19 protein-coding genes are annotated in these 24,151 nt (G+C 65.3%); 10 read left to right on the top strand and 9 right to left on the bottom strand.

From position 1 onward, the window contains the following. The first annotated feature begins 144 nt into the window (after window positions 1-144). The 3 genes from CH292_RS23730 to CH292_RS23740 all read left to right on the top strand — a co-directional run bounded on the left by CH292_RS23730 (window position 145) and on the right by CH292_RS23740 (window position 4,948). Window positions 145-1,122, top strand: coding sequence for a proteasome assembly chaperone family protein (locus CH292_RS23730; RefSeq protein ID WP_019664077.1), 978 nt, complete (start codon window positions 145-147; stop codon window positions 1,120-1,122). A gap of 217 nt (window positions 1,123-1,339) precedes the next feature. Beyond that, window positions 1,340-2,377, top strand: a complete 1,038-nt coding sequence (locus tag CH292_RS23735) for an alpha/beta fold hydrolase (protein ID WP_020110196.1) — start codon at window positions 1,340-1,342, stop codon at window positions 2,375-2,377. Window positions 2,378-2,437: 60 nt separating this feature from the next. After that, window positions 2,438-4,948 (top strand): RNA helicase, encoded by a 2,511-nt coding sequence (locus tag CH292_RS23740; protein ID WP_094655861.1) that lies wholly within the window; start codon window positions 2,438-2,440, stop codon window positions 4,946-4,948. On the opposite strand, the gene CH292_RS23745 is transcribed toward CH292_RS23740, so the two are convergent. Further along, window positions 4,936-5,871 carry a LysR substrate-binding domain-containing protein gene (locus CH292_RS23745; protein WP_019664080.1) on the bottom strand — a complete coding sequence of 312 codons (936 nt, stop codon included), beginning with the start codon at window positions 5,869-5,871 and terminating at the stop codon, window positions 4,936-4,938. The genes CH292_RS23740 and CH292_RS23745 overlap by 13 nt on opposite strands. A 78-nt stretch (window positions 5,872-5,949) precedes the next feature. On the opposite strand from CH292_RS23745, the gene CH292_RS23750 reads away from it, so the two are divergent. Next, entirely contained in the window at window positions 5,950-6,627 is a 678-nt protein-coding gene (locus tag CH292_RS23750; protein WP_094655862.1) for a PhzF family phenazine biosynthesis protein, read from the top strand. Here CH292_RS23750 and CH292_RS23755 read toward each other — a convergent pair. Beyond that, window positions 6,617-7,279 (bottom strand): hypothetical protein, encoded by a 663-nt coding sequence (locus tag CH292_RS23755; protein WP_019664082.1) that lies wholly within the window; start codon window positions 7,277-7,279, stop codon window positions 6,617-6,619. The two genes, CH292_RS23750 and CH292_RS23755, sit on opposite strands and share 11 nt — an antisense overlap. Before the next feature lie 209 nt (window positions 7,280-7,488). Here CH292_RS23755 and CH292_RS23760 point away from each other — a divergent pair, with 209 nt between their 5' ends. Next, window positions 7,489-7,713 (top strand): hypothetical protein, encoded by a 225-nt coding sequence (locus CH292_RS23760; RefSeq protein WP_094655863.1) that lies wholly within the window; start codon window positions 7,489-7,491, stop codon window positions 7,711-7,713. Here the strand turns inward: CH292_RS23760 and CH292_RS23765 are convergent. After that, a complete protein-coding gene (locus CH292_RS23765; RefSeq protein WP_019664084.1) occupies window positions 7,697-8,956 on the bottom strand; it encodes an aspartate aminotransferase family protein in 1,260 nt (419 codons plus the stop codon). The genes CH292_RS23760 and CH292_RS23765 overlap by 17 nt on opposite strands. Window positions 8,957-8,966: 10 nt before the next feature. After that, on the bottom strand, window positions 8,967-9,611 hold the full coding sequence (locus CH292_RS23770; RefSeq protein ID WP_037142432.1) for a Pr6Pr family membrane protein: 645 nt from the start codon (window positions 9,609-9,611) through the stop codon (window positions 8,967-8,969). An 84-nt stretch (window positions 9,612-9,695) separates the two neighbouring features. Here CH292_RS23770 and hrpA point away from each other — a divergent pair, with 84 nt between their 5' ends. Further along, on the top strand, window positions 9,696-13,595 hold the full coding sequence (gene hrpA / locus CH292_RS23775) for an ATP-dependent RNA helicase HrpA (RefSeq protein ID WP_179278050.1): 3,900 nt from the start codon (window positions 9,696-9,698) through the stop codon (window positions 13,593-13,595). 11 nt (window positions 13,596-13,606) lie between these two features. On the opposite strand, the gene nrdR is transcribed toward hrpA, so the two are convergent. Together nrdR and CH292_RS23785 are read right to left on the bottom strand one after the other, a co-directional pair. Next, entirely contained in the window at window positions 13,607-14,071 is a 465-nt protein-coding gene (gene nrdR / locus CH292_RS23780) for a transcriptional regulator NrdR (protein WP_026347603.1), read from the bottom strand. Window positions 14,072-14,198: 127 nt separating this feature from the next. Continuing rightward, window positions 14,199-14,597: a hypothetical protein gene (locus CH292_RS23785; RefSeq protein ID WP_094655865.1), complete on the bottom strand. Its 399-nt coding sequence runs from the start codon at window positions 14,595-14,597 to the stop codon at window positions 14,199-14,201. A gap of 408 nt (window positions 14,598-15,005) precedes the next feature. Between CH292_RS23785 and lexA the strand changes: the two genes are divergently transcribed. After that, complete coding sequence (gene lexA, locus CH292_RS23790; RefSeq protein ID WP_094628106.1) at window positions 15,006-15,704, top strand: transcriptional repressor LexA; 699 nt, start codon at window positions 15,006-15,008, stop codon at window positions 15,702-15,704. A gap of 129 nt (window positions 15,705-15,833) precedes the next feature. Here lexA and CH292_RS23795 read toward each other — a convergent pair whose 3' ends face one another. From CH292_RS23795 to ptsP, 3 genes are all read right to left on the bottom strand, one after another. Continuing rightward, a complete protein-coding gene (locus tag CH292_RS23795; protein ID WP_019664090.1) occupies window positions 15,834-16,976 on the bottom strand; it encodes an acyl-CoA dehydrogenase family protein in 1,143 nt (380 codons plus the stop codon). 101 nt (window positions 16,977-17,077) lie between these two features. Beyond that, window positions 17,078-18,343: a uracil-xanthine permease family protein gene (locus tag CH292_RS23800; RefSeq protein WP_094655866.1), complete on the bottom strand. Its 1,266-nt coding sequence runs from the start codon at window positions 18,341-18,343 to the stop codon at window positions 17,078-17,080. Between the two features lie 23 nt (window positions 18,344-18,366). Then, the gene (ptsP, locus tag CH292_RS23805; RefSeq protein ID WP_094655867.1) at window positions 18,367-20,076 is read right to left on the bottom strand and encodes a phosphoenolpyruvate--protein phosphotransferase; all 1,710 of its coding nucleotides are present in this window, start codon (window positions 20,074-20,076) and stop codon (window positions 18,367-18,369) included. Window positions 20,077-20,264: 188 nt separating this feature from the next. Here ptsP and CH292_RS23810 point away from each other — a divergent pair, with 188 nt between their 5' ends. Genes CH292_RS23810 through CH292_RS23820 form a run of 3 tightly spaced genes read left to right on the top strand, consistent with a single transcriptional unit; the run spans window position 20,265 to window position 24,110 of the window. Continuing rightward, window positions 20,265-21,032, top strand: a complete 768-nt coding sequence (locus CH292_RS23810) for a DeoR/GlpR family DNA-binding transcription regulator (protein WP_019664093.1) — start codon at window positions 20,265-20,267, stop codon at window positions 21,030-21,032. Then, window positions 21,029-22,045, top strand: a complete 1,017-nt coding sequence (locus tag CH292_RS23815; protein ID WP_094655868.1) for a 1-phosphofructokinase family hexose kinase — start codon at window positions 21,029-21,031, stop codon at window positions 22,043-22,045. The genes CH292_RS23810 and CH292_RS23815 overlap by 4 nt, the downstream gene beginning before the upstream one ends. A gap of 10 nt (window positions 22,046-22,055) precedes the next feature. Next, on the top strand, window positions 22,056-24,110 hold the full coding sequence (locus CH292_RS23820; RefSeq protein ID WP_020110205.1) for a fructose-specific PTS transporter subunit EIIC: 2,055 nt from the start codon (window positions 22,056-22,058) through the stop codon (window positions 24,108-24,110). Window positions 24,111-24,151 lie beyond the last annotated feature (41 nt).

Raw genomic sequence — 24,151 nt, forward strand, 5'->3', positions numbered from 1 at the left:
CGGGAGGTGTTCATTGGGGAGTGGGTGTCGTGAAAGCGACTTCCGGTGCTACTGCCCGAACCGCACGAGTATCCTGTCTCGAAGTCGGTTTCGGCGTCCTCCTCGCGCACCGGGCCTCGAACGAACTAGCGAAAGGGGTCCGGCATGGACGAGAAGTCGAGTATGTACGAGCTGGAGTTTCCGGCTCCACAGATCTCTTCCAGCGACGGAGTGGGGCCGATCCTGGTCCACGGTCTCGAAGGATTCTCCGACGCCGGTCATGCGGTGAAGTTGGCGACGAAGCATCTGCGGGAGACGCTGGAAACGGAGTTGGTCGCGTCGTTCGATGTGGACGAGCTGATCGATTATCGGTCGCGGCGCCCGACGATGTCCTTCAAGTCCGATCACTTCTCGGACTACGACGCTCCCGAGCTCAATCTGTACGCCGTCAAGGACAACACCGGCACGCCGTTCCTCCTGTTGTCCGGGATGGAACCGGATCTGCGGTGGGAGAAGTTCACCACTGCGGTACGCCTTCTTGCCGAGCAACTCGGGGTCCGTCGCACCATCGGTCTCGGTTCGATCCCGATGGCGATCCCGCACACCCGCCCGCTCGGTGTGACGGCCCATTCGTCCAACAAGGATTTGGTTCCCGAGGATCAGAGCTGGTCCGGTGAGCTGCAGGTTCCCGGTAGCGCCTCCTCGCTGCTCGAACTACGGATGGCCCAGCACGGTCACGAGTCCATGGGCTTCTCCGTTCACGTTCCGCACTACCTCGCGCAGACGGATTACCCGGCGGCCGCGGAGACCTTGCTCGAGAACGTCAGCACCGCCGGCGAGCTCGACCTCCCCCTCGTCGCGCTGGGGCAGGCTGCGGCTCGCGTCAAGGAACAGGTCGACGAGCACATCACCGGCAACGAGGAAGTCCAGTCGGTCGTCCACGCGCTCGAGCGTCAGTACGACACGTACGTCGCAGCCCAGGAGCAGCAGTCGACGTTGTTGGCGAAGGATCAGGACCTTCCGAGCGGTGACGAACTGGGTGCTGAATTCGAGAAGTTCCTCGCCGAGCAGACCGGTTTCGGCACCGAGTCCGGCTCCCCGACCGACGCGGACTCCTCGGACGAGGGCCACGACAACCCCTGACCGGTTGTCGGTGATCGATTCTTCACGGGCGGTGTCGGGTGTGATGTTTCACGCCTGACGCCGCCCTTTTCGGTGTAACGAACAGCCCCCGACAAGCCGAAACATACCTGTAACTGTAAATCCGCTCGATATCTCGCCGATGCCGCGAACTCGTGCGAGAGTCTTAAGCGACATCCCTGCCCCGGCAGGACGGAGTTCGTCGGACGAAGGAGGCGAGATGAGCAATCCGCGCACACGCAAGCTGCGTCCGGTGCCGGACACTGCACCGCGGCTCGCCTTCCGCACCGTGCACGGATACAGGCGCGCCTACCGGATCGCGGGCGAGGGCCCGGTGCTGTTGCTCATTCACGGCATCGGCGACAACTCCGAGACGTGGAACGACGTCATCCCCCACCTCGCTCAGAGTTACACCGTCATCGCACCCGATCTGCTCGGGCACGGTCGATCGGACAAACCGCGCGCGGACTATTCGGTCGCCGCGTACGCCAACGGAATGCGGGATCTCCTGTCGGTGCTCGGCATCGAGCACGTGACGGTGGTCGGGCATTCGCTCGGCGGCGGCGTCGCTATGCAGTTCTCGTACCAGTTCCCGCACATGGTCGACCGTCTCGTCCTGGTGGCGTCCGGGGGCGTGACGAAGGACGTGCATCCGATCCTGAGGATCGCGTCGCTCCCCCTCGTCAGCGAGGCCGTGAAGCTGTTGCGCATCCCCGGTGCGTTGTCGCTGGTGAAGCTCGCGGGGTCGGTCGTGGGCCGAGTCAACGGATCACCGCTTCGACCGGGCGGGCTGCTGCACGACACACCGGACCTCGTCCGTGTACTGAGCGGACTCCCGGATCCGACTGCGTCCGAGGCGTATCTACGCACCCTTCGCGCTGTCGTCGACTGGCGAGGACAGGTGGTGACGATGCTCGATCGTTGCTATCTCACCGAGAACCTGCCTGTCCTCCTGGTCTGGGGTGACGAGGATTCGGTGATTCCGATCAGCCACGCGCGCCTCGCTCACGCAGCGATGCCCGGGTCGAAGCTCGAAGTGTTCCGCAGATCCGGTCACTTCCCGTTTCGGGACGACCCCATTCGATTTCTCCGCGTCCTCGAAGCGTTCTTCGAGGAGACGACGACGCTCGAGTTCGACGAGGCGCGGTGGCGACACCTTCTCGCGACCGGGGTCGGAGAGGACATGATTTCCGGCAGTGCGAGTACGCGTCTGGCCGTGCTCGGCGCGATGGGCTCGGACGAGCGCAGCGCCACGTGACGGCCGGGCTCGAAGGACTCCGGTGACATCGACGTCCCCGTCGACCCATAACCTGTAGGGGTGCTCCTCTTCGATCTCGTCCCCGATCCCACCACCGACGAGGCGCAGGATCCGGACACCCTGTTCGACATCTTTCAGGAGTGGACGGCCGAGCGCGGCCTGACGCTGTACCCGGCGCAGGAAGAGGCGCTGATCGAGCTGGTGTCGGGATCCAACGTCATCCTGGCCACGCCTACCGGATCGGGCAAGTCCATGGTCGCCGTCGGTGCTCACTTCGCGGCCGTGGCAGCAGGGCGGCGAACGTTCTACACCGCACCCATCAAAGCTCTCGTCAGCGAGAAATTCTTTGCGCTCTGCGACATCTTCGGAGCTCAGAACGTCGGGATGATGACAGGTGACGCCTCGGTCAACGCGGGAGCGCCCATCATCTGCGCCACCGCGGAGATCGTCGCGAATTTGGCGCTACGCCAGGGCGCGGACTCGGACATCGGGCAGGTCGTCATGGACGAGTTCCACTACTACTCCGAGCCGGATCGCGGTTGGGCCTGGCAGGTCCCCCTGATCGAACTGCCGAACGCACAGTTTCTTCTGATGTCCGCCACCCTCGGTGACGTCTCGTTCTTCCGGGACGATCTGACGAGGCGCACGGGCCGGGTCACCACGGTGGTGTCCGGGACGGAACGACCGGTGCCCCTGATGTTCTCGTACGTCACCACACCGATCAGCGAGACCATCGCGGAACTCGTCGAGACACACCTCGCCCCGGTGTACGTTGTCCACTTCACACAAGCAGCTGCTCTCGAACGCGCTCAGGCTCTGACGTCCGTCAACGTCGCGTCCAAGCAGGAGAAGGCCCAGATCGCCGATGCGATCGGCCAGTTCCGCTTCACGACGGGATTCGGCAAGACGCTGTCTCGGCTGGTCCGCCACGGCATCGGGGTCCACCACGCAGGGATGCTCCCCAAGTATCGACGACTCGTGGAGAAACTCGCTCAGGACGGCCTGCTCAAGGTCATCTGCGGGACCGACACTCTCGGCGTCGGCATCAACGTCCCGATCAGAACGGTGGTGTTCACCGGGCTGACCAAGTACGACGGAATTCGCACCCGCCAACTCCGCGCCCGCGAGTTCCATCAGATCGCAGGCCGCGCGGGCCGCGCGGGATACGACACCCTCGGTACCGTCGTCGTCGAGGCGCCGGAACACGACATCGAGAACGCGCGTCTGGTCGCCAAAGCCGGTGACGACCCCAAGAAGCTCAAGCGCGTTCAACGCAAGAAGGCACCGGACGGGTTCGTGTCCTGGGGCGAGCCGACGTTCGAGCGAATCGTCGCGGCAAGCCCGGAACCGCTGACGTCCCGATTCTCGGTGAACAACTCCATGCTTCTCAATGTCATTGCTCGGCCCGGCAATTGCTTCACCGCGATGCGCCATCTGCTCGAGGACAGTCACGAGACTCGCCCCGCCCAGCGCAAACACATCCTTCGGGCGATCACCCTCTACCGAGGGCTCGTTGCCGCCGGGATCGTCGAGCAATCGGCCGAGCCGGATGCCGACGGGAAGTACGCCCGCTTGACGATGGATTTGCAACCGGACTTCGCGCTCAATCAGCCGCTGTCTCCGTTCGCGCTGGCGTCGTTCGAACTGCTCGACACGGAATCCGCAACACACGCCCTCGACGTCGTGTCGATCATCGAATCGACGTTGGACGACCCACGCCAGATCTTGATGGCTCAGCAGCACGCCGCACGCGGTGAGGCAGTAGCGCAGATGAAAGCCGACGGCATCGAGTACGACGAGCGGATGGAACTCCTCGAAGAGGTGACGTGGCCCAAGCCCTTGGCCGAGCTCCTCGTCCCCGCGTTCGAGATCTACCGGGGAGGCCACCCCTGGTTGAACGACGTTGCGTTGTCACCGAAATCCGTCGTCCGCGACATGATCGAACGGACCATGACGTTCGCGGAACTGATCAGTCACTACGGGCTCAGCCGCTCCGAGGGACTCGTTCTCCGCTACCTCGCCGATGCCTATCGGGCACTGCGCCAGACGGTTCCCCCCGAGGCCAGGACCGAGGAGGTGCAGGACATCACCGAATGGTTGGGCGAGCTGGTCCGTCAGGTCGACTCCAGCCTGCTCGACGAATGGGAGAACCTGACCGACCCCGGTGAGGAACCGGAGACCAGGCCGGAGGCGTACGGCGGGGATTCTCCGAAACCGATCACCGCCAACCCCAGGGCTTTTCGAGTCATGGTCCGCAACGCCGTCTTCAAGCGCATCGAACTCGCTGCCGGGCGCCGATGGAATGCTCTCGACGAGCTCGACGACGGCCCCGACTGGGAATTCGATCTGGAACCGTACTTCGAGGAGTACGGCGAGATGGGCACCGGCCCGTCGGCGCGGGGCCCGGCCCTGTTCGATCTCGTCGTCGGCAAGGACGAGACGACGGTGCGACAGATCATCGAAGATCCCAACGGAGACCAGGGATGGTCGCTCGTCGGGACGATCGACCTCGAGGAATCGAATGCCGCGGGTGAGATCGTGTTCGACGAGATCGTGGTTCAGGCGGGCTGATTCGGGCCGGCTACCCGAGCACCGATGCGAGAGATGAGGTCTGCGATCGCTCGATACTCGTCGCCGCGCGCACTCGAGGCTCGGTGGACCAGTCCCATGGTGCGACCGGGCTTGGGGTCCGCGAACTCTCCGATACCGAGTGCTCCCCTGCCCGTTTCCACGTGCACCGCCGAACGCGGGACGAGTGTCACGCCGAGACCGCCTGCGACGCACTGCACGACGGTGGCCAGAGACGTGGCTCTCGTGTCGCTCGACATCGGCGCGCTGTCGACGGATCGACACAGATCGAGTGTCTGATCGCGAAGGCAGTGCCCGTCGTCCAGGAGCAACATGGGCTGCCCCGCGAGTACGTTCAGCGCGAGCCCGGTTCGGCCCGCAAGGTCGTGGGCAGGCGGCACGACCAGGACGAAGTCCTCGGTGTACACAGGGATTTCGACCAGACCGTTCTCTTCGGTCGGCAAGGCGACGACGGCAGCCTCTATCGCACCGCTCCGCAGCGAGGCGAGCAGTCGTTCGGTCTGGTCCTCCACGATGAACGGCACGACATCCGGATACTCGGCGGCGATCGCCGGCAGCAGGGCAGGCAGAACGTACGGCGCGACGGTGGGAATGAGGCCCAACCTGAGCGGGCCCGCCAACGTGCTGCCCAAGCCGGACGCTTCGGTGACGAAGCCGTCGGCCGCTTCCAGAGTGGCGCGTGCCCGCCCCAGGAGCTGATTGCCTGCAGTGGTCACCAGAACCTTTCGCGTGCTGCGCTCGACCAGCTGGACGCCGAGTCCCTGCTCCAGCGATGCGAGCGCTTGCGAGAGCGTCGGCTGGCTGACCTTCAGCCGTGCGGCCGCGGTACCGAAATGACGGTGCTCGGCCACCGCCACGAATGCGCGCAACTGCGACAGCGTCGGCTGATAACTCTGATCGGACATACCGATCAGTCTAGGCCAACTCATCGGCAACACCTTTCGCCCGGAGTCCTCGTCGGCGCTCGCGTAGACTCTGCCGCCATGGGTATCGACGTGTCGGTAGTGCGAGTGTTCACCGATCAGGACGGCAACCACGGCAATCCCCTGGGAATCGTCGACGCCCAGGACGTCCCCGAGAACGAACGACAGGCACTGGCGCATCGATTGGGATTCAGCGAAACCGTCTTCTACAGCCGCAGTTCCAGCGATCCGGCTCGCGCCGAGGCGACCATCTACACCCCGGCGCAGCAACTGCCGTTCGCCGGGCATCCCACGGTCGGACTGTCGTGGTGGCTGCGCGCACAGGGCACCCCGATCAACGTGTTGACCGTTCCCGCTTCCGATCTCGCGGTCCGCTACGACGGTGACGTGTCCTGGGTCAGAGCCAAGCCCGAGTGGACGCCCCACTTCGTCGAGCATCACCTGGACTCCGCTGCCGACGTCGACGAACTCGATGCCGCGTCGTTCACCGAGGATCACCACTACGCCTGGGCCTGGACGGACGAAGGCGCAGGGCACATCAGGTCACGAATGTTCGCACCCAGCATGGGAATTGCCGAGGACGAGGCCACCGGCTCGGCGGCAGTCTGGATCACCGGAGTACTCGGACGAGGACTCGTCGTCGCTCAGGGACGCGGTTCCGTTCTCGTCACCGGTCGCGACGGTGACTGGATCGAGCTGGGCGGCCGCACCGTTTCGGAGAACACCATCACCGTGTGACAGCGGACACGTCGACGAAGATCTCGTCGCCCAGCGTGACGCCGGGCACGAGAGGGAGCCGATCGCCGCTCCAGAACTTTCCGGGGTCGAACCAGTTCGCCTTCTTGTTGCCCGTCAGCAACCCCATCGAGTCGTACGTCATCGCAACCACTTCCGCGCAATACGCGGTTTCGAGGGCCGCGGATCCGGCGGCCTCGTCCTCGCGGGATCGGCGACGAAACGTCGGTACCCGTCCCTTGAACCAACTGCCCGCCAACTTCGCCGTCGTCGGGAACGCTGTTCCGTCCATCCGCGCGATGGTGCGCATCAGCGCATCCTCCTGCTCGCGGGTCACGGGCTCACTCAACTGCCGCAGCCAGCATCGCTGCGCGTACTTGTCGGACCACTGCAGCACCGCCGCCCGTAGGTCGTGCAACTGGACCCCGCGCTGAAAGTTGCCCGTCCACATGTCCTGCAGCGTCTTCCCCAGCTCGGCATGCCACATCAGCGGGGGTAGATCGTCGACGACCACGGCCATTCCGACGTGGTTCACCGGACTGTTGGTCAACGTCTGTATCGCACGATCGGCCGCCGAATGCCCACGGAAGATCCAGATGTCACCGGTCCGAGTGGCATCGACAGCAGTGTCGAGCGAAATCGACGAAACAGTCATGACACCCAGCGTAAAGGGATCGTTCCTGCCGGCTCCACTCCCGGCCTTCCTGGGTCGTTCCTGCCGGCTCCACTCCCGGCCTTCCTGGGTCGTTCCTGCCGGCTCCACTCCCGGCCTTCCTGGGTCGTTCCTGCCGGCTCCACTCCCGGTCTTCCTGGGTCGTTCCTGCCGGCTCCACTCCCGGCCCCCGATCCCAGTACGGTGAGGCGATGAAGCTGTGGAAGGTACTCGGCCTTGCGGGCGTCGTCGGTGTTGCGGCAACCGGAGCACTCGTCGTGAAGTCGGAGCGCACTCGCCGCGCCTACGCACCGGACGAGGTGCGCTCGCAGTTGCACCGTCGGTTCGCCGAGGCTGCGGAAACCGAACCGCCACCGCCGCTGCCCACACCGACTCGCGGGCAGCGCCTTCGGGCGAAATTCAGCCGAGCGCGCTGAGAATTCGAGTCGCGAGCTCCTGCACCTGGGCGTCGGTCATGACGAACGCCGGCGAGATCTGCATGGCTCCCTGTCCGGCTGCGCGGCCGGACACTCCGTGCTCGCGGAGTGTCTTGACGAACGGCAATGCTTCGGCTGGATCGGCGAGCTGGATCGCCGCCACCGCACCGAGCCCACTGCGCACTTCCTGAACACGCGGGTGATCGGCGAGCGGCGCGAGGTAGGTGTGCAACGACGACTCCAGGCGGGCGGATTCCTGCAGGAGGTTCTCGCGTTCGACGATGTCGAGGTTGGCGAGGGCCGCGGCGGCCGCACCGGCGTGGCCGCCGTAGGTGTACCCGTGCCTCCACCAGGCTCCGCCTGCGAAGAACGGCTCGGCGATCTGTGGGGCGATGAACACTGCGCCCATCGGAACGTATCCCGAGGTGAGCCCTTTGGCGGTGGTCATCAGATCCGGTGCGAGATCGAACCGAGAGGACGCGAACCACGATCCGCCGATCCGGCCGAACCCGGTGACGACCTCGTCCGCGACGAACAGCACGTCGTTGTCTCGGCAGATCTGCCTGACCTCCGCCAGGTAGCCGTCCGGCGGCAGGTAGACGCCACCGGCGCCGATGATGGGTTCGCAGAAGAAGGCAGCGACCTTGTCGGACCCCACTTCCTCGATCAGCGCCAACAGGCTCTTTGCGTCGTCCCACGCGACAGTCCTGGCGTCGGGCATCAGCGTGCCGTAGTTCTCGTGGTTGACCGGAATGCCGGCGAGAGAGGTACCTGCGACGTGCATACCGTGATATGCCTTCTGCCGCCCCACGATCAGCGTCTTCTCGGGCCTGCCCACCTCGTGCCAGTAGCGCCGAGCCAGCTTGGCCGCGGTATCGATCGAGTCGGATCCGCCCGAGGTGAAGAAGATCTTGCTGCCTGCGACCGGTGCGATCTCGGCGAGACGCTCGGCGAGGACCGACGTGGTCTCCGGCACGAAGTCTCCGAAGTTGGAGTAGTGCGCAAGAGAAGACAGTTGGGTCGCGACCGCGTCGGCGATCTCGCGACGACCGTGCCCGACGTTGGTGAACCAGAGTCCGGCGGTGGCGTCGAGGTACTCGTTACCGTCGCGGTCGTAGATGTAGGCGCCGTCACCGCGGGCGACGACGAACGGCCCGGACGCGGTGACTGCGCCCATGTCGGCGAAACCGTGCCACAGCGCGGAGTGTCTGGATTCGAAACTCGGTTCGGTCGCGGAAGACATGCTCCGAAGCCTAGTCACTGCGGTCGTCCGCGCCACTGCCGAGTCGCCATCTGCTGCCGAGTCGGCCGACGGCGTTCACGGCGAGTGCCATCAACACGAATGCCACGGTCAGCACCACCAGTCCGATGACGAGCGCGACATAACCTTGCCCTCGGGGGTCGAGGAACGGGTAGGGGTACCAGTCGACGATCGGGCCTCGAATCAGGCTGTAGATCCCGTAGACGAGGGGAAACAGCAGCCACAGAAGAGACCGCGCCTCCGAGATCCGCTTGCGTGCGGGAACGATCACCCAGTCGAGAAGCAGGACCACCGGCATGATTCTGTGCACCACGTTGTTGGTCCACGGATCCGCGACACCGACGTCGATGTTCGCCAGAAGAACGGCATAGATGATCCCGGTGATCACCATGTACAGCGTCACGGCACCCCGGAACAACTGCCATCCCTCGCCTGGAGGATCGACGATGCCGCCGATACCCAGCACGACGACGGTCAGCACGTTGCTCAGGACGGTGAAGTAACTGAAATAGTTCGCGACCGAGAAACCTTCGGTCCCGACACCTTTCGCCAGAATCGTCGCCAGGGCTGCGGCTGTCAGAAGAGCGAACCCAACCCTCGCAATTCTCATTACTATCGACGTGGAATCGGTAGGCATAGCCGATCTTTGCACAGGCCGACGACCCATCGGTGTGTACCGCGCCGACACCGCGGACGCTGCAGCAACTATCCTTGTGCCAGCATGTCTACCTCATCCACCGCAGAACGTCGTCGCGCACTGTCGACCAGATTGGCCGACGTCTCGATTCGGGACGAACACCGGCTGCGTCGCAGACTCGACCGCGCCCGCACACCCGACGCCGTCGACACCGTCGAACGTGAGGTCGCGAAGGCGGAAGCGGTCGTCGCGAACCGGCGCGCGGCGCTGCCCCGTATCGAGTATCCCGAGTCACTGCCTGTCAGTCTCCGCAAGAACGACATCGCCGACGCCATCGCGAACAACCAGGTCGTGATAGTTGCCGGTGAAACGGGATCGGGCAAGACGACACAGATACCCAAGATCTGCTTGGAACTGGGACGCGGCATCAGAGGATCGATCGGGCACACGCAGCCTCGTCGTCTCGCAGCACGGACCGTCGCCGAACGCATCGCCGAGGAAGTCGGCGAATCGATCGGTGAGTCGGTGGGCTACAAGGTCCGGTTCACCGATCAGTCGTCGGATTCGACGCTCGTGAAGCTCATGACGGACGGCATTCTGCTGGCCGAGATCCAACGTGACCGTCTTCTGCGGCAGTACGACACGCTCATCATCGACGAGGCACACGAACGCAGCCTCAACATCGACTTCATCCTCGGCTATCTGGCTCAGCTCCTCCCCCGCCGCCCGGATCTGAAGGTGATCATCACCTCCGCCACCATCGACCCGGAACGGTTCGCCCAGCACTTCGCACGGGACGGCGTTGCGGCGCCCATCGTCGAAGTGTCCGGCCGCACGTTCCCCGTGGAGATGCGGTACCGTCCGCTGTCCATCGATGTCGACGACAGCACCGTGGATCTCGATCCCGTCGACGCCACGTGCGACGCCGTCGCCGAGCTGATCGGCGAGGGCGACGGCGACATCCTGGTGTTCCTCTCCGGCGAGCGCGAGATTCGTGACACCGCGGATGCGCTGCGCGAGAGACAGTTCCGCGGAACCGAGATAGTGCCACTGTATGCGCGCCTGTCGGCGGCCGAGCAGCATCGAGTGTTCACCCCGCACACGGGCCGACGAGTCGTGTTGTCCACCAACGTCGCGGAGACGTCGTTGACGGTTCCGGGCATCCGGTACGTGGTGGACCCTGGAACAGCACGCATCTCCCGCTATTCACTACGGACCAAAGTCCAGCGGCTGCCGATCGAGCCCATCTCCCAGGCGTCCGCCAGGCAGCGGGCAGGCCGGTGTGGACGCGTCGCCGACGGAATCTGCATCCGGCTCTATTCGGAGGACGACTTCGAGTCCCGTCCCCAGTTCACCGAGCCGGAGATCCTGCGGACCAACCTGGCGTCGGTCATCCTGCAGATGACGTCCCTCGGTCTGGGGAAGATCCAGGAGTTCCCGTTCGTCGAAGCGCCCGACCCCCGCAGCATTCGCGACGGAATCGGCCTGCTCGAGGAGCTCGGTGCGCTGAAACCGTCCAGCGGAACCGGCGAATCGGAGCTCACGCCCATCGGGCGCGAGCTCGCGGCTCTGCCCGTGGATCCTCGAATGGGTCGGATGTTGGTGGAAGCCAACAACACCGGGGCACTCGCCGATGCTCTCGTCGTCGTGTCGGCATTGTCCATCCAGGACGTACGGGAGCGTCCCACCGAACACCAGCAGGCCGCCGACGAACAGCATGCGCGCTTCGCCGTCCCCAATTCGGACTTCCTGGCGTACGTCGAGTTGTGGAAGTACCTTCGGGACCGGCGAACCGATCTGTCCTCCAACCAGTTCCGCAGAATGTGCCGCGCCGAGTTCCTGCACTACCTGCGCATCAGGGAATGGCAGGACCTGCACGGTCAACTGCGGCAGATCACCCGAGGGATGGGGTGGAGCATCCCCGATTCGCCGTCGACCCCGACAGCTCTGCACCAGTCTCTACTCTCGGGTCTGCTGTCGCACATCGGCCTTCGCGAGGGTGACAAACGAGAATTCCTCGGTGCGCGCGGCACTCACTTCGCGGTGTTCCCCGGCAGTGGACTGTTCAAGAACCCTCCGCGCTGGGTGATGGCAGCCGAACTCGTGGAGACCGGACGGTTGTGGGGCCGAATGGCAGCGCGAATCGAACCGGAGTGGGCCGAGAGGCTCGCACCGCATCTGGTCAAGCGCACGTACTCGGAACCGCACTGGTCCACCAAACGCCAATCCGCAATGGCCTACGAGCGCGTCACCCTCTACGGCATCCCACTGGTCGCGGGCAGGCCCGTCAACTATCACACCGTCGACTCGGAGGCGTCACGCGAGCTGTTCATCCGGCACGCACTCGTACAAGGCGAGTGGAAGACTGAGCACCCGTTCTTCCACAGGAACCGTGAGTTGCTGGACGACGTAGGCGAGTTGGAGAACAAGGCCCGCCGCCGCGACATCGTCGTCGACGACGATGCACTGTTCGACTTCTACGACGCACGGATCGGCGCGGAGGCCGTGTCCGCTCGTCACTTCGACACCTGGTGGAAGAAAACTCGCCGGAGTACACCCGATCTTCTCGATTTCACCACCGAGACGGTGGTGAACGCTGACGCGGCGTCGGTTCTCGGCGGTGATTACCCCGATGCGTGGCGACAGGGAGAGATCCTCTTCCCCCTCACCTATCAGTTCGAACCGGGGTCCGAAGCCGACGGTGTCACGGCCAGGATCCCGATCGCACTTCTCGCACAGGTCCAGCCGGTTGGGTTCGACTGGCTCGTGCCCGGTATGCGCGCAGAACTGGTCACGGCCTTGATCAAACTTCTCCCCAAGGCCCAACGGCGCACCGTCGTTCCTGCACCCGACTTCGCCTCTGCCGCTCTGGCGTCGATGAAACCGCGCTCGGAGCCGATCGTGACAGCACTGGCTCGTGAACTCTCGCGGCTGGGGTCCACACGCATCGACCCGGACGATGTCGATCTGGGTTCTCTGCCCGCACATCTGAGGATGACGTTCGTCGCGGTCGACACCGACGGCAAGACGCTCGGATCGAACAAGGACCTGGTTGCACTGCGAAAAGCACTGGCGCCCCGCGTCGATCGTGAAGTCGCGAGCGCGGTGGGTGCAGCCGAGCGACCGGCGACCCTGGCATGGACGTCGTCGACACTGGGAACCTTGGACGCAACGGTCTCCACATCGGTCGCGGGACAGACGGTGACCGGATATCCCGCCCTCATCCGGGAGGACGGCGGCGTGGCCGTCCGTGTTCTCAGCACCCCAGCTGCTCAGCGCGCCGCGATGCGGGAAGGGACGCGCGCACTTCTTCTGGAGTCGGCACCACGAGGCACGAAGGCGTTGCTTGCCGGCATCCCGACGCGTGAACGACTGGCCATCGGCCAGAACCCCTACGGCAGCATCGAAAGCCTGCTCGACGACTGCAGGAAAACTGCTGTCGACGAGTCGATGACCGCGCACGGAGGTCCTGTCCGGTCTCCCGAGAAGTTCGCGGCTCTCGCCGCCGCAGTCGGTGCCGACACCGCTCGACGAACCAGCGAGATACTCGGACTGGTCCGGCCGATACTCACCGCAGCACTGGAACTGCGTTCCGTACTGGATCCTCTACAGGGCGACGCGGCCGACGATGTACGAGAACAGCTGTCATCACTGGTGTTCGACGGTTTCGTGTTCGAGTTCGGATCGACGCGCCTCGTCCATATCCCGCGCTATCTCGACGCCGCGACGGCACGCCTGAAATCTCTGCCGAGCAGTGCCGGACGTGACGATGCAGGGATGGACGTCCTCGACCGCGTGTACGAGGCTTACGACAGGATGCTCCGCTCGCTACCGGAGACCAAGCACCACACTTCAGCGGTGCAGGATGTGTTCTGGATGATCGAAGAACTGCGAGTCGGCCTGTTCGCGCAGAGCATCCGCACGGCCTATCCGGTGTCGGAGAAGCGTCTCGTGCGGGCCATGGAGGTCGCGGCACGATCGTGACCCGGCGAGCGTCAGTCGACCGCCGCAGCCTGCCGGTGCGCACGAAGATCGAGGATTTCCTTTTCGAAATCCTCGGCTGAGCTGAACGAGCGGTACACCGACGCAAACCTCAGGTACGCGACCTCGTCGAGGTCACGCAGGGGGCCGAGAATGGCCAGACCGACCTCGTGGCTGGGGATCTCGGCCGATCCCGACGCTCGAACCGCGTCCTCGACCTGCTGCGACAGAAGATTCAACGCATCGTTGTCGACATCGCGGCCCTGGCATGCGCGTCGCACACCCTTGACTACCTTTTCCCGAGAGAAGGGCTCCGTCACCCCACTGCGCTTCACCACCGCCAGCACCGCCGTCTCCACCGTGGTGAACCGACGTCCACATTCCGGGCACGAACGACGACGACGAATAGCCTGGCCCTCGTCTGCTTCCCGCGAATCCACCACGCGCGAGTCGGGGTGCCTGCAGAACGGGCAATGCATGGTTGAGCCTCCGTCGTAGCCGTCACGCACCCCCGAACGGCACACAGGAGGCGCAGGCTTCGAGGATACTCGGAGCGGAACCGAACCGGCTCCGTCCCCTGACAGACGAGGCAGACACAACACAGCGCTACGGGCCTACTGTGCTGCTGACGACCGTGCCGTTCGAGACCGTGTCGCCCGATACCGTGTCGCTCTGGACCTGGACCGTGGCAACAGAGGGCGCAGAAACCGATTCGAGCGACGATGCGCGCAGGTTCGCCATTCCGACGAGCGCCAACAGCACCAGTGCGGTCCCCACCACTCCCGCCACCGCGCCGAGCACGGTGATGCGCTGGCTACGATGCGCCGGGTCCGCGCACCCCTCGGCCCGCCGGTCGTGCAGGCCGCCGCGCACCGCGGACGCGCCGACACGACGCCGACGTTGCATCGCCGCACGACGCTGCGACGCAGTCTGACGGGTACTGACAGCACGGCGAGTCTGCTGGTGCTGCTCCGTACGGACGGGCCGCTCGGTGGTGATGCTCATCGGAACCTCCGGTGTCGAACGAGACGTGGATTCGAACGCTATTCGATCAGGCGTTCGATGAACGCTTGTTCGAAAGTTCTATCACGCACCTCCGACAAAGTCAGTAGAAAACGCGACACGGATCGAACAGATGTTTGATCCAACAGCGATTACGGGCTAAGTTCGTGTCAGAAACCACACGTCACATCCATCCCACGCGTTCTGGTCTTCGAGCACGTTCGAGTTCCGGCACACGCACGCATCACGCAGGAGGACGCACGAATGAAAGACGAGACCTCTACTGGGTCGAATGGCACGGGGTCGAATGGCACGGGGTCGAACGGTAAGACTGCTGGGAAGCCCGCGGCGACGAAAACCGCGGCGACGAAAAGTGCGGCCGGCAAGGCTGCGGCGGGCAAGCCTGCTGCCGTGCCGACGGCGAAGGCGTTCGAGGGCGAGGGAACGGATATCAACGCCGGACTCACCGAGCGTCAGCGCAAGGTGCTCGAGGTGATTCGGGCGTCGGTCACCGAGCGGGGATATCCACCGAGCATCCGCGAGATCGGCGATTCCGTCGGGCTCACGTCCACATCGTCCGTGGCACACCAGCTGCGCACGCTCGAGCGCAAGGGCTTCCTCCGCCGAGACGCCAATCGTCCTCGGGCCGTCGATGTGCGGGGGCTCGACGAGGTGCAAGCGGATCACGCGGCTGCAGTCGCCGACGGTTCTGCTCCGTCCGAGGACCAGCTGCCCACGCCGACTTTCGTGCCCGTTCTCGGACGAATCGCCGCGGGTGGACCCATCCTCGCCGAGGAAGCCGTCGAAGACGTGTTCCCGCTCCCCCGCGAACTGGTGGGCCAGGGGTCCCTGTTCCTGCTGAAAGTCGTCGGCGAATCCATGATCGATGCCGCGATCTGCGACGGAGACTGGGTTGTCGTGCGTCAGCAGAGCGTCGCGGACAACGGCGACATCGTCGCGGCCATGATCGAGGGCGAAGCAACCGTCAAGACGTTCAAACGAACCAAGGGTGATGTCTGGTTGATGCCGCACAACCCCTTGTTCGAGCCCATCCCCGGCAACGACGCAGCGATCCTGGGCAAGGTCGTCACCGTGATGCGCAAGCTCTGAACAGCAGTCGTTCCACCACCCCGGTACCGACACGGAGCGAACGTGACGTTCGGTCACTTCAAGTGACCGAACGTCACGTTCGCTCCGTTCAGGGGGGTGCGGCGGCGCGCTCTCGGGGTTACGACGGGGTCAGAGGTCCAGTCCTCGGCCGATGATCTCCTTCATGATTTCCGTGGTGCCACCGTAGATGGTCTGCACACGAGAATCCATGTAGGCCTTGGCGATCGGGTATTCCTTCATGTACCCGTAGCCGCCGTGCAGCTGTAGGCATCTGTCGATCAGCTTGACCTGGTTCTCGGTTGTCCACCATTTCGCCATGGCGGCTTCCTGCACGGTGAGCGTGCCGGCGTTGAGGAGTTCGATGAACTTGTCGACCATGATGCGTGTCGCGGTCGTTTCCGTGGCCAGTTCGGCGAGCACGAAGCGGGTGTTCTGGAATTTGCCGATGGACTTGCCGAACGCTTTGCGGTCCCGGCAGTACTGGATGGTCATGTCCAGCGCGGATTCCATGGCTGCGGCTGCGACGACGGCAATCGACAGGCGCTCCTGCGGCAGGTTCTGCATCAGGTAGATGAAGCCCATGCCTTCTTCGCCGAGGAGGTTGGCTGCGGGGACTCGAACGTCTGTGAAGCTGAGCTCGGCGGTGTCCTGGGCTTTCATGCCGATCTTGTCGAGGTTGCGTCCGCGTTCGAAGCCTGGCATGTCGCGTTCGACGACCAGCAGGCTGAAGCCCTGCGCACCCTTCTCCGGGTCGGTACACGCGACGACGATGACGAGGTCGGCGTTGATGCCGTTGGTGATGAAGGTCTTGGATCCGTTCAGGACCCACTCGTCCCCGTCGCGAACTGCGCGGGTCTTGATTCCCTGCAGATCACTGCCGGTACCGGGCTCGGTCATGGCGATCGCGGTGATGAGTTCGCCCGAGCAGAATCCGGGGAGCCAGCGCTGTTTCTGCTCGTCGTTGGTGAGCTCGATCAAGTAGGGCGCGACGACGTCGTTGTGCAGGGTGAACCCGATTCCGCTGTATCCGCCGCGGGTGGTTTCCTCGGTGACGATGGCGTTGTACCGGAAGTCCTTGACCCCGCCGCCGCCGAACTCCTCGGGCGCTGCCGTTCCCAGGAAGCCTTGCTTGCCAGCTTCCACCCAGACGTCACGGTCGACGATGTTCTGCTCTTCCCAGCGCGCATGGTTGGGGGCGACGTGCTGGTCCAGGAACTTGCGGTACGACTCGCGGAAGAGGTCGTGCTCGGGTTCGAACAGGGTGCGGTCCACGGGTTACTCCTTCGAGGGTGACACTTGTCGTGCGTTCCCTCGACACTACGACCGCGCCCGACCTCGGTCGATGACCGAGCCGCGCAGGATCGGTGACCGAACTAGCGGGTAGCGAGCCGGCTGAGTGCGCGCAGAGCCGGATAGCCGACGAGGATGCCCACCGAGCCCCATGCGATGCCGCCGAGGTCGACCGATCCAATGGTCAAGGTCAAATCGCCGATTCCCGCGACCAGTGCGGCCGCGACGACGGTGAGGTTGACCGGGTCGGTGAAGTCGACCTTGTTGTCGGACCAGATCCGGACTCCCAGTAGGCCGATGAGTCCGTAGAGGACGAGCGTGGCGCCGCCGATGACGCCGTCGGGAACCGTGAACACGAGTGCGCCGAACTTCGGGGAGAACGCGAGCACGATTGCCGTGACGGCTGCGACCCAGTACGCGGCTGTGGAGTACACGCGGGTGGCGGCCATGACCCCGATGTTCTCGGCGTAGGTGGTCGTTCCAGAACCTCCCGCGGCGCCCGCGAGCGTCGTGGCCAGCCCGTCGGCGATGAGTGCGTCTCCTGCGAGGTCGTCGAGCGACTTCCCCGTCATCGCAGACACTGCTTTGACGTGGCCTACGTTCTCGGCGACGAGAACGATGACCACGGGCAGGGCAATCAGAACGACGGACAGCTCGAACGTGGGTCCACGGAACTCGGGCATTCCGATCCACGAGGCGGCCTTCATGGCGTCGAGTTTCGCTGCGCCGATCTGTCCGACCACCGCCGCGAACACCCAGCCGATGACGACTCCGACGAGAATGCCCAGGCGGCCGAGGAGTCCTGGACCGGCCACGGTCACCACGAGAATGGCGATCAGGGTGACTGCCGCGACAAGTGGTTGCGCCTCGAAGGACGACGTCGCCGCGGGGGCGAGGTTCAGGCCGATGAGCACCACCACGGCACCCGTCACGACGGGCGGCATGACTGCTTCGATCACTCGCCCGCCGGCGAATTTCACGACGAATCCGACTGCGGCCAAAACGATTCCGACGGACATGACGGCGCCGAGCTGAGCTGCCGGACCATCCGCCTGCGCTGCGCTGAGCGGTGCGATGAACGCGAACGACGAACCGAGGTAGCTGGGGATCCGGCCCCGCGTGATGATCAGGAACAAGGCGGTGCCGATTCCGGAGAACAGCAGCGTCGTCGTGACCGGGAACCCGGTCACCGTCGGCACCAGCAGTGTCGCGCCGAACATCGCGATCACGTGCTGCATGCCGATACCCACCGTGCGAGGCCATGACAGCCGCTCGTCGGGCGCCACGACTGCGCCCGCGGAGGGCGTCTTTCCGTCGCCGTGCAGGGTCCATCCGAAGTTTCGACTCACAAGCAGTGAATCCTAGAGGGCATTCACGCCAGAAGCGCGGTGACCGCCGCACGAGCCGCGGCCGAGCTGTCCGTTTTCAGGGCGGCGTCGGCAGCGGCACGGCACTGGTCGAGCGTGACGGAGGACAATTTCGCCCCGACGTGCGCCACGGCGGCGGACGCCGCGGACAGCGAGGTGACCCCCAGACCCACCAACACACACGCCAGCAGTGGGTCTGCCGCGGCCTCACCGCACACCCCGACGGGCTTGCCCGCTGCGGCACCCGCCTTCGCCGTGTGGGCGACGAGCGCGATGACCGCCGGCTGCCACGGATCGGTGAGGTCGGCCAGCTGCGGCGACATCCGGTCCGCAGCCATCGTGTACTGCGCGAGGTCGTTGGTACCGATCGACAGGAAGTCGACGTATTCGAGAATGTGCTCGGCCATCAACGCCGCGGCGGGAATCTCGATCATCACACCGGGCTTCAACCCGCGTGCCCGCACGTCGTCGGCGAACGCTGCCGCTTCGGCCGCGGTCGCGATCATCGGGGCCATGACCCACGGCGTCGACCCCGTCGCTGTCGCGGCGGCGGCGATTCCGTCGAGCTGGCGAAGCAGAATTCCCCTGTCCTGCGCGGCGATTCGAATACCGCGGATTCCGAGGGCAGGGTTGGCCTCGTCGGCGTGGTTCGCGAACCGCAACGGCTTGTCCGAGCCCGCATCGAGGGTTCTGACGACCACCTTGTGGCCGGCGAAGGCGTCGAGCACCTCACCGTAGATCTCCGCCTGCTCCTCGGCCGTCGGCTCCACGTCGCGGTCGAGGAAGCAGAGTTCGGTGCGGAACAGTCCGATGCCTTCGGCCGCGGTCCGGCGAGCCGCGCGGGCACCGGCACCGTCCTGGACGTTGGCGAGGATGTCCACGAGGTGTCCGTCCGATGTCGAACCCGGCCCGGCCCACCGCGACACACGATCCAGTTCTGCCCGCGCGTCGGCGACGGCCTGTGTCGCCAGCGCCGCGTCCGGGTCGAGCACGATCCTGCCGGCTATGCCGTCGACCACCACGGGCGTGCCCTCGGCCACGTCGTCGAGACCGGACACGGCTACGACACACGGGATTCCGAGCTGGCGGGCGATGATCGCGGTATGACTGGTCGGTCCGCCGAGTGACGTCGCGAGCCCGACGACGAAGTCGGGGTCGAGCCCGGCGGTGTCGGCCGGCGCCAAGTCGTCGGCGAGAAGGATGGACGGAACCGTCGGGGCCGGCACGCCCGGTTCCGGCGATCCGAGTATCTGCGCGACGACCCGATCACGGACGTCACGCAGGTCGGTGACGCGCTCGGCCATCAGGCCGCCGAGCTTGGTGAACATCGATACGAATTGTTCGGTCGCGGCATTGGTCGCCGACGTCGCGGACGATCCCGCAGCGATGTGCTTCTCGGCAGCTTTCAGCCAGCCGCGGTCCTGAGCCATGGCCGCGTTGGCCGAGAGCACCTCCGATGCCGCTCCGGTGGCCAACTCTGCCCGGCCCCGAAGCCGACCGGCCACCACGGACGTCGCCTCACGGAACTTCTCGAGTTCGGGCCCGCGCGCCTGCTCGTCCAGCACCGTGTCGTCGACGGGCACGTCCGGCCGGCCGCCGGGCCTGATCACCGGGCCGTAGCCGACTCCGGGTACGACGGGCGTGCCGGTCAGAACCGCCGAACCGGCCAGTGCTGCTCCGGTCTCCCGGTTCTCGGCGAGGTGCGATCCCGTCATGTGTCCTCCTTGAACGAAAAGTGCGCGCGGCGAAGTGGGCGTGTGTCCGTATCCGCTGTGATCGACTTGTTGTGACTCAGATTACTCTTTGCTCTTGACATGTCAACAGATACGGGCGTAAAACAACATAAACCAACACGTAATCGGATCAGAGCCCAGCCCGTACGCACGACGGAGAGGAGGAACGGATGTACGCAGAGGAACGTCAACAATCGATTGCAGAGCTGATCACCAGTCGTGGACGTGTCTCGGTGGCCGATCTGTCCACCTCGTTCGGGGTCACCACGGAGACCGTTCGCCGGGACCTGGCGATGCTGGATCGCCTCGGTGTCGTTCGGCGCGTTCACGGCGGTGCGGTGCCCGCGTCGGCTCTGACGGTCACCGAACCCGGCGTCGGTGAACGTGAATACACGCGAGCCGAACAGAAGGATGCGATCGCTGCCGCCGCGGTCGAGTACCTCCCGGGTTCGGGAGGCAGCGTCGTACTGGACGCCGGAACCACAACGGGCCGATTGGCCGCGTTGATCGGCCCCGACCGTGAGCTCACCCTGGTCACCAACTCCGTTCCGATCGCAGCGAGAGTTGCACCCCTGTCCGGAATCAGCCTTCGTATGCTGGGGGGCCGAGTTCGAGGTGCGACACAGGCGGCCGTCGGCGAGGAAGCACTGACATCGCTGGAGTGGCTGCGGGTGGACGTGGCGTTCATCGGAACGAACGCACTCAGTCTCGGGCACGGCCTGTCGACCCCGGACAGCGACGAGGCCGCCGTGAAACGTGCGATGGTGCGCTCTGCCAATCATGTGGTCGTCCTTGCCGATTCGTCCAAGATCGGCCGCGAGCATCTGGTCAGCTTCGCCCGGCTCGAGAACATCGACGTCGTGGTGACGGACGCCCAGATCGAGGTATCCGATCGTAAGAGTTTGACCGACAACGGAATCGAGGTGGTGATCGCATGATCGTCACACTGACCGCCAACCCCAGTATCGACCGCACGGTGGTGTTGGATACCGAGCTCGCGCGCGGTGGCGTACATCGAGCGCGCGCGTCGGTGAGCGATCCGGGAGGCAAAGGCGTCAACGTGGCCAGGGTGCTCACCGCTTCCGGCGTGCAGGCCATGGCGGTGCTTCCCGCATCCGAGCACGACCCGTTGCTCGAGGCTCTGTCCGCCCGGGGCGTCCGCTATTGCGCCGTCCCGACGGGCGCGCTCGCTCGGACCAACATCACCGTCAGCGAGCCCGGTGGCGTCACGACCAAGATCAACGAGCCGGGCGCCGAGTTGTCCGAGGCCGCCAGGACAGAACTGTTCGAGACGGTCGTCGACCTGGGACGAGATGCAACCTGGGTGGCACTGTCGGGATCGCTTCCCCCGGGCATACCTGTCGGCTGGTACGGGGAACTCGTGGCAGCACTGAAGTCCACGACGGCGTGCAAGGTTGCCGTGGACACCTCGGATGCACCGCTTCTCGCGCTCGCTGCGTCGTTCCCCCATTCCGCGCCGGACCTGATGAAGCCCAACTCCGAGGAGCTCTCGCAGCTCACCGGAGCGGATGCCGAGAACCTCGAGCGTGCGGCAGCCGCGGGGGATCCGACCGCGGCGATCGACGCGAGTCGAATCCTGTTGGAGCGCGGCGTCGGTGCGGTGCTCGCCACCTTGGGCAGCGCGGGAGCGGTCCTGGTGACCCAGGAGGGCGCGTGGTTCGCCTCGCCCCCCAAGATCGACGCGATCAGCACCGTCGGCGCGGGAGATTCGTCCCTCGCCGGCTACATCCTCGCCGATATAGAGCGATGCCCACCCGCCGACCTGATCCGTCGAGCCGTGGCGTACGGCACCGCGGCGACGGCTCTACCCGGCACCACCCTTCCCACCCCCGAACAGACTCGTCCCGACTCGGTGACCGTCCAAGCAGTGCAGTCACCGAACTCACTCGACCCACAGCCCTCCCCCAGCTCGAAGACCCTCACCTCGTAGGAGCGACGTCATGTCCACACCAACCAACGATCCCGCGATCATCGCGGAGGACCTCATAGTCCTCGACGCGGACCTCGGTGAATCGAAAGACGCTGTCATCGCACGGCTTTCGAACGTGCTCGCCGACGCCGGGCGCGCCACCGACGCCGAACCGCTGCGTGACGCCGCTCTGGCCCGCGAAGCGCAGTCGGCGACGGGCCTGCCGGGCGGCATCGCCATCCCCCACTGTCGCGCCGAGGCCGTGACGACGGCGTCGCTCGGATTCGCCCGTCTGAACCCGAAGGTCGATTTCGGTGCGCCCGACGGCCCGGCCGATCTGGTCTTCCTCATCGCGGCGCCGGCCGGTGCGGGTTCGGCGCACATGAAGCTGCTCTCCAGCCTGGCCAGGGCGCTGGTCAAGCCGGAGTTCGTGACGTCTCTGCGCGAGGCTCCGACGGCCGCGGACGTCGTCGCTCTCGTCGACGGTGTCATCAACCCCGCGCCCAAGGCCGCCGCTGCCCCTGCTGCCGGGGCCACGGTGAGTACTGCCAAGCACTCCGCTCCCGAGGTTCCCGACGCCGCCGCCGCGGATACGCCCAAGCACATCGTCGCTGTCACGGCGTGCCCGACGGGTATCGCCCACACGTACATGGCCGCGGATTCGCTTGTCGCTGCCGGTGATCGTGCCGGTGTGACGGTGCACGTGGAAACTCAGGGCTCGAGCGGAAGCACGCCGCTCGACCCGGCGCTGATCGCGAGCGCGGAAGCGGTCATCTTCGCCACGGATGTCGGGGTCAAGGGTAAGGAGCGCTTCGCCGGCAAGCCGGTGATCTCGTCCGGAGTCAAACGCGCCATCAACGAGCCCGACGTGATGGTCACGGAAGCTCTGCGCGCATCGAACGATCCGAACGCGGCCCGTGTCTCCGGCACTGCAGCCGATCCGGGCACCGCGTCCTCCGGCGCAGGCGAACTCGGATGGGGCACACGCATTCGGCAGATCCTGCTGACCGGTGTCAGTTACATGATTCCGTTCGTTGCGGCGGGCGGTCTGCTCATCGCACTCGGCTTCCTGCTCGGTGGGTACACCATCTCCGAGAGCGCCGAGGACATCGTCGTCAACAACTCGCTCACCGCGTTGCCCGACGGTGGTCTGAAGATCTACCTCGGAGCTGTTCTCTTCCAGATCGGCGCGCTGTCCTTCAGCTTCCTGGTTCCCGCATTGGCCGGCTACATCTCGTACGCCATTGCCGACAGGCCCGGTCTTGCACCAGGGTTCACGGCTGGCGCCGTGGCCGTCCTGGTGGGCGCAGGCTTCATCGGTGGCCTCGTCGGTGGTCTGATCGCCGGTTTCGTCGCGCTGTGGATCAGCAGATGGAAAATCCCGGCTCTGCTTCGTGGCTTGATGCCGGTCGTCATCATTCCGCTGTTCGCGACGCTGATCGTCGGCGGCATCATGTTCCTCGTGCTCGGCAAGCCGCTCGCCGCCATCACCAGCGGACTGACCAACTGGCTCAACGGCCTGTCGGGTAGCTCCATCATCATCCTCGGCATCATCCTCGGACTGATGATGTGCTTCGACCTCGGTGGCCCGGTCAACAAGGCCGCGTACGCATTCGCCACTGCAGGCCTGTCGGTCACCGACACCGCATCGCTGCGCATCATGGCTGCCGTGATGGCCGCCGGCATGGTGCCGCCGCTCGCTCTGGCTCTCGCGTCGGCCGTACGCCCGAAGATCTTCACCGAAGCCGAACGCGAGAACGGCAAGGCCGCCTGGTTCCTCGGTGCAGCGTTCATCTCCGAAGGTGCGATTCCGTTCGCGGCCGCCGACCCACTTCGCGTGATTCCGTCGATGATGGCGGGCGGCGCAGTGACCGGTGCGCTCATCATGGCGATGGACGTCACGCTCAGCGCTCCGCACGGCGGCATCTTCGTGTTCTTCGCCGTCGGTGGCATCCTGTGGTTCCTGCTGGCCCTCGCAGTCGGCACGATCGTCGCCGCCGTGCTCGTGATTGCGGCCAAGCAGTTCGCCAAGGGCAAGAACGCCCCCTCGGAAGCAGCCATCGACCCCGACCTCGTCACCGCTTGATCGTCACCCCCCTGATCATCACCGCCTGACCACCCAACGAA

The organism is Rhodococcus sp. 14-2470-1a (assembly GCF_002259425.1).
In the GTDB taxonomy this organism is placed as follows: domain Bacteria; phylum Actinomycetota; class Actinomycetes; order Mycobacteriales; family Mycobacteriaceae; genus Rhodococcoides; species Rhodococcoides fascians_E.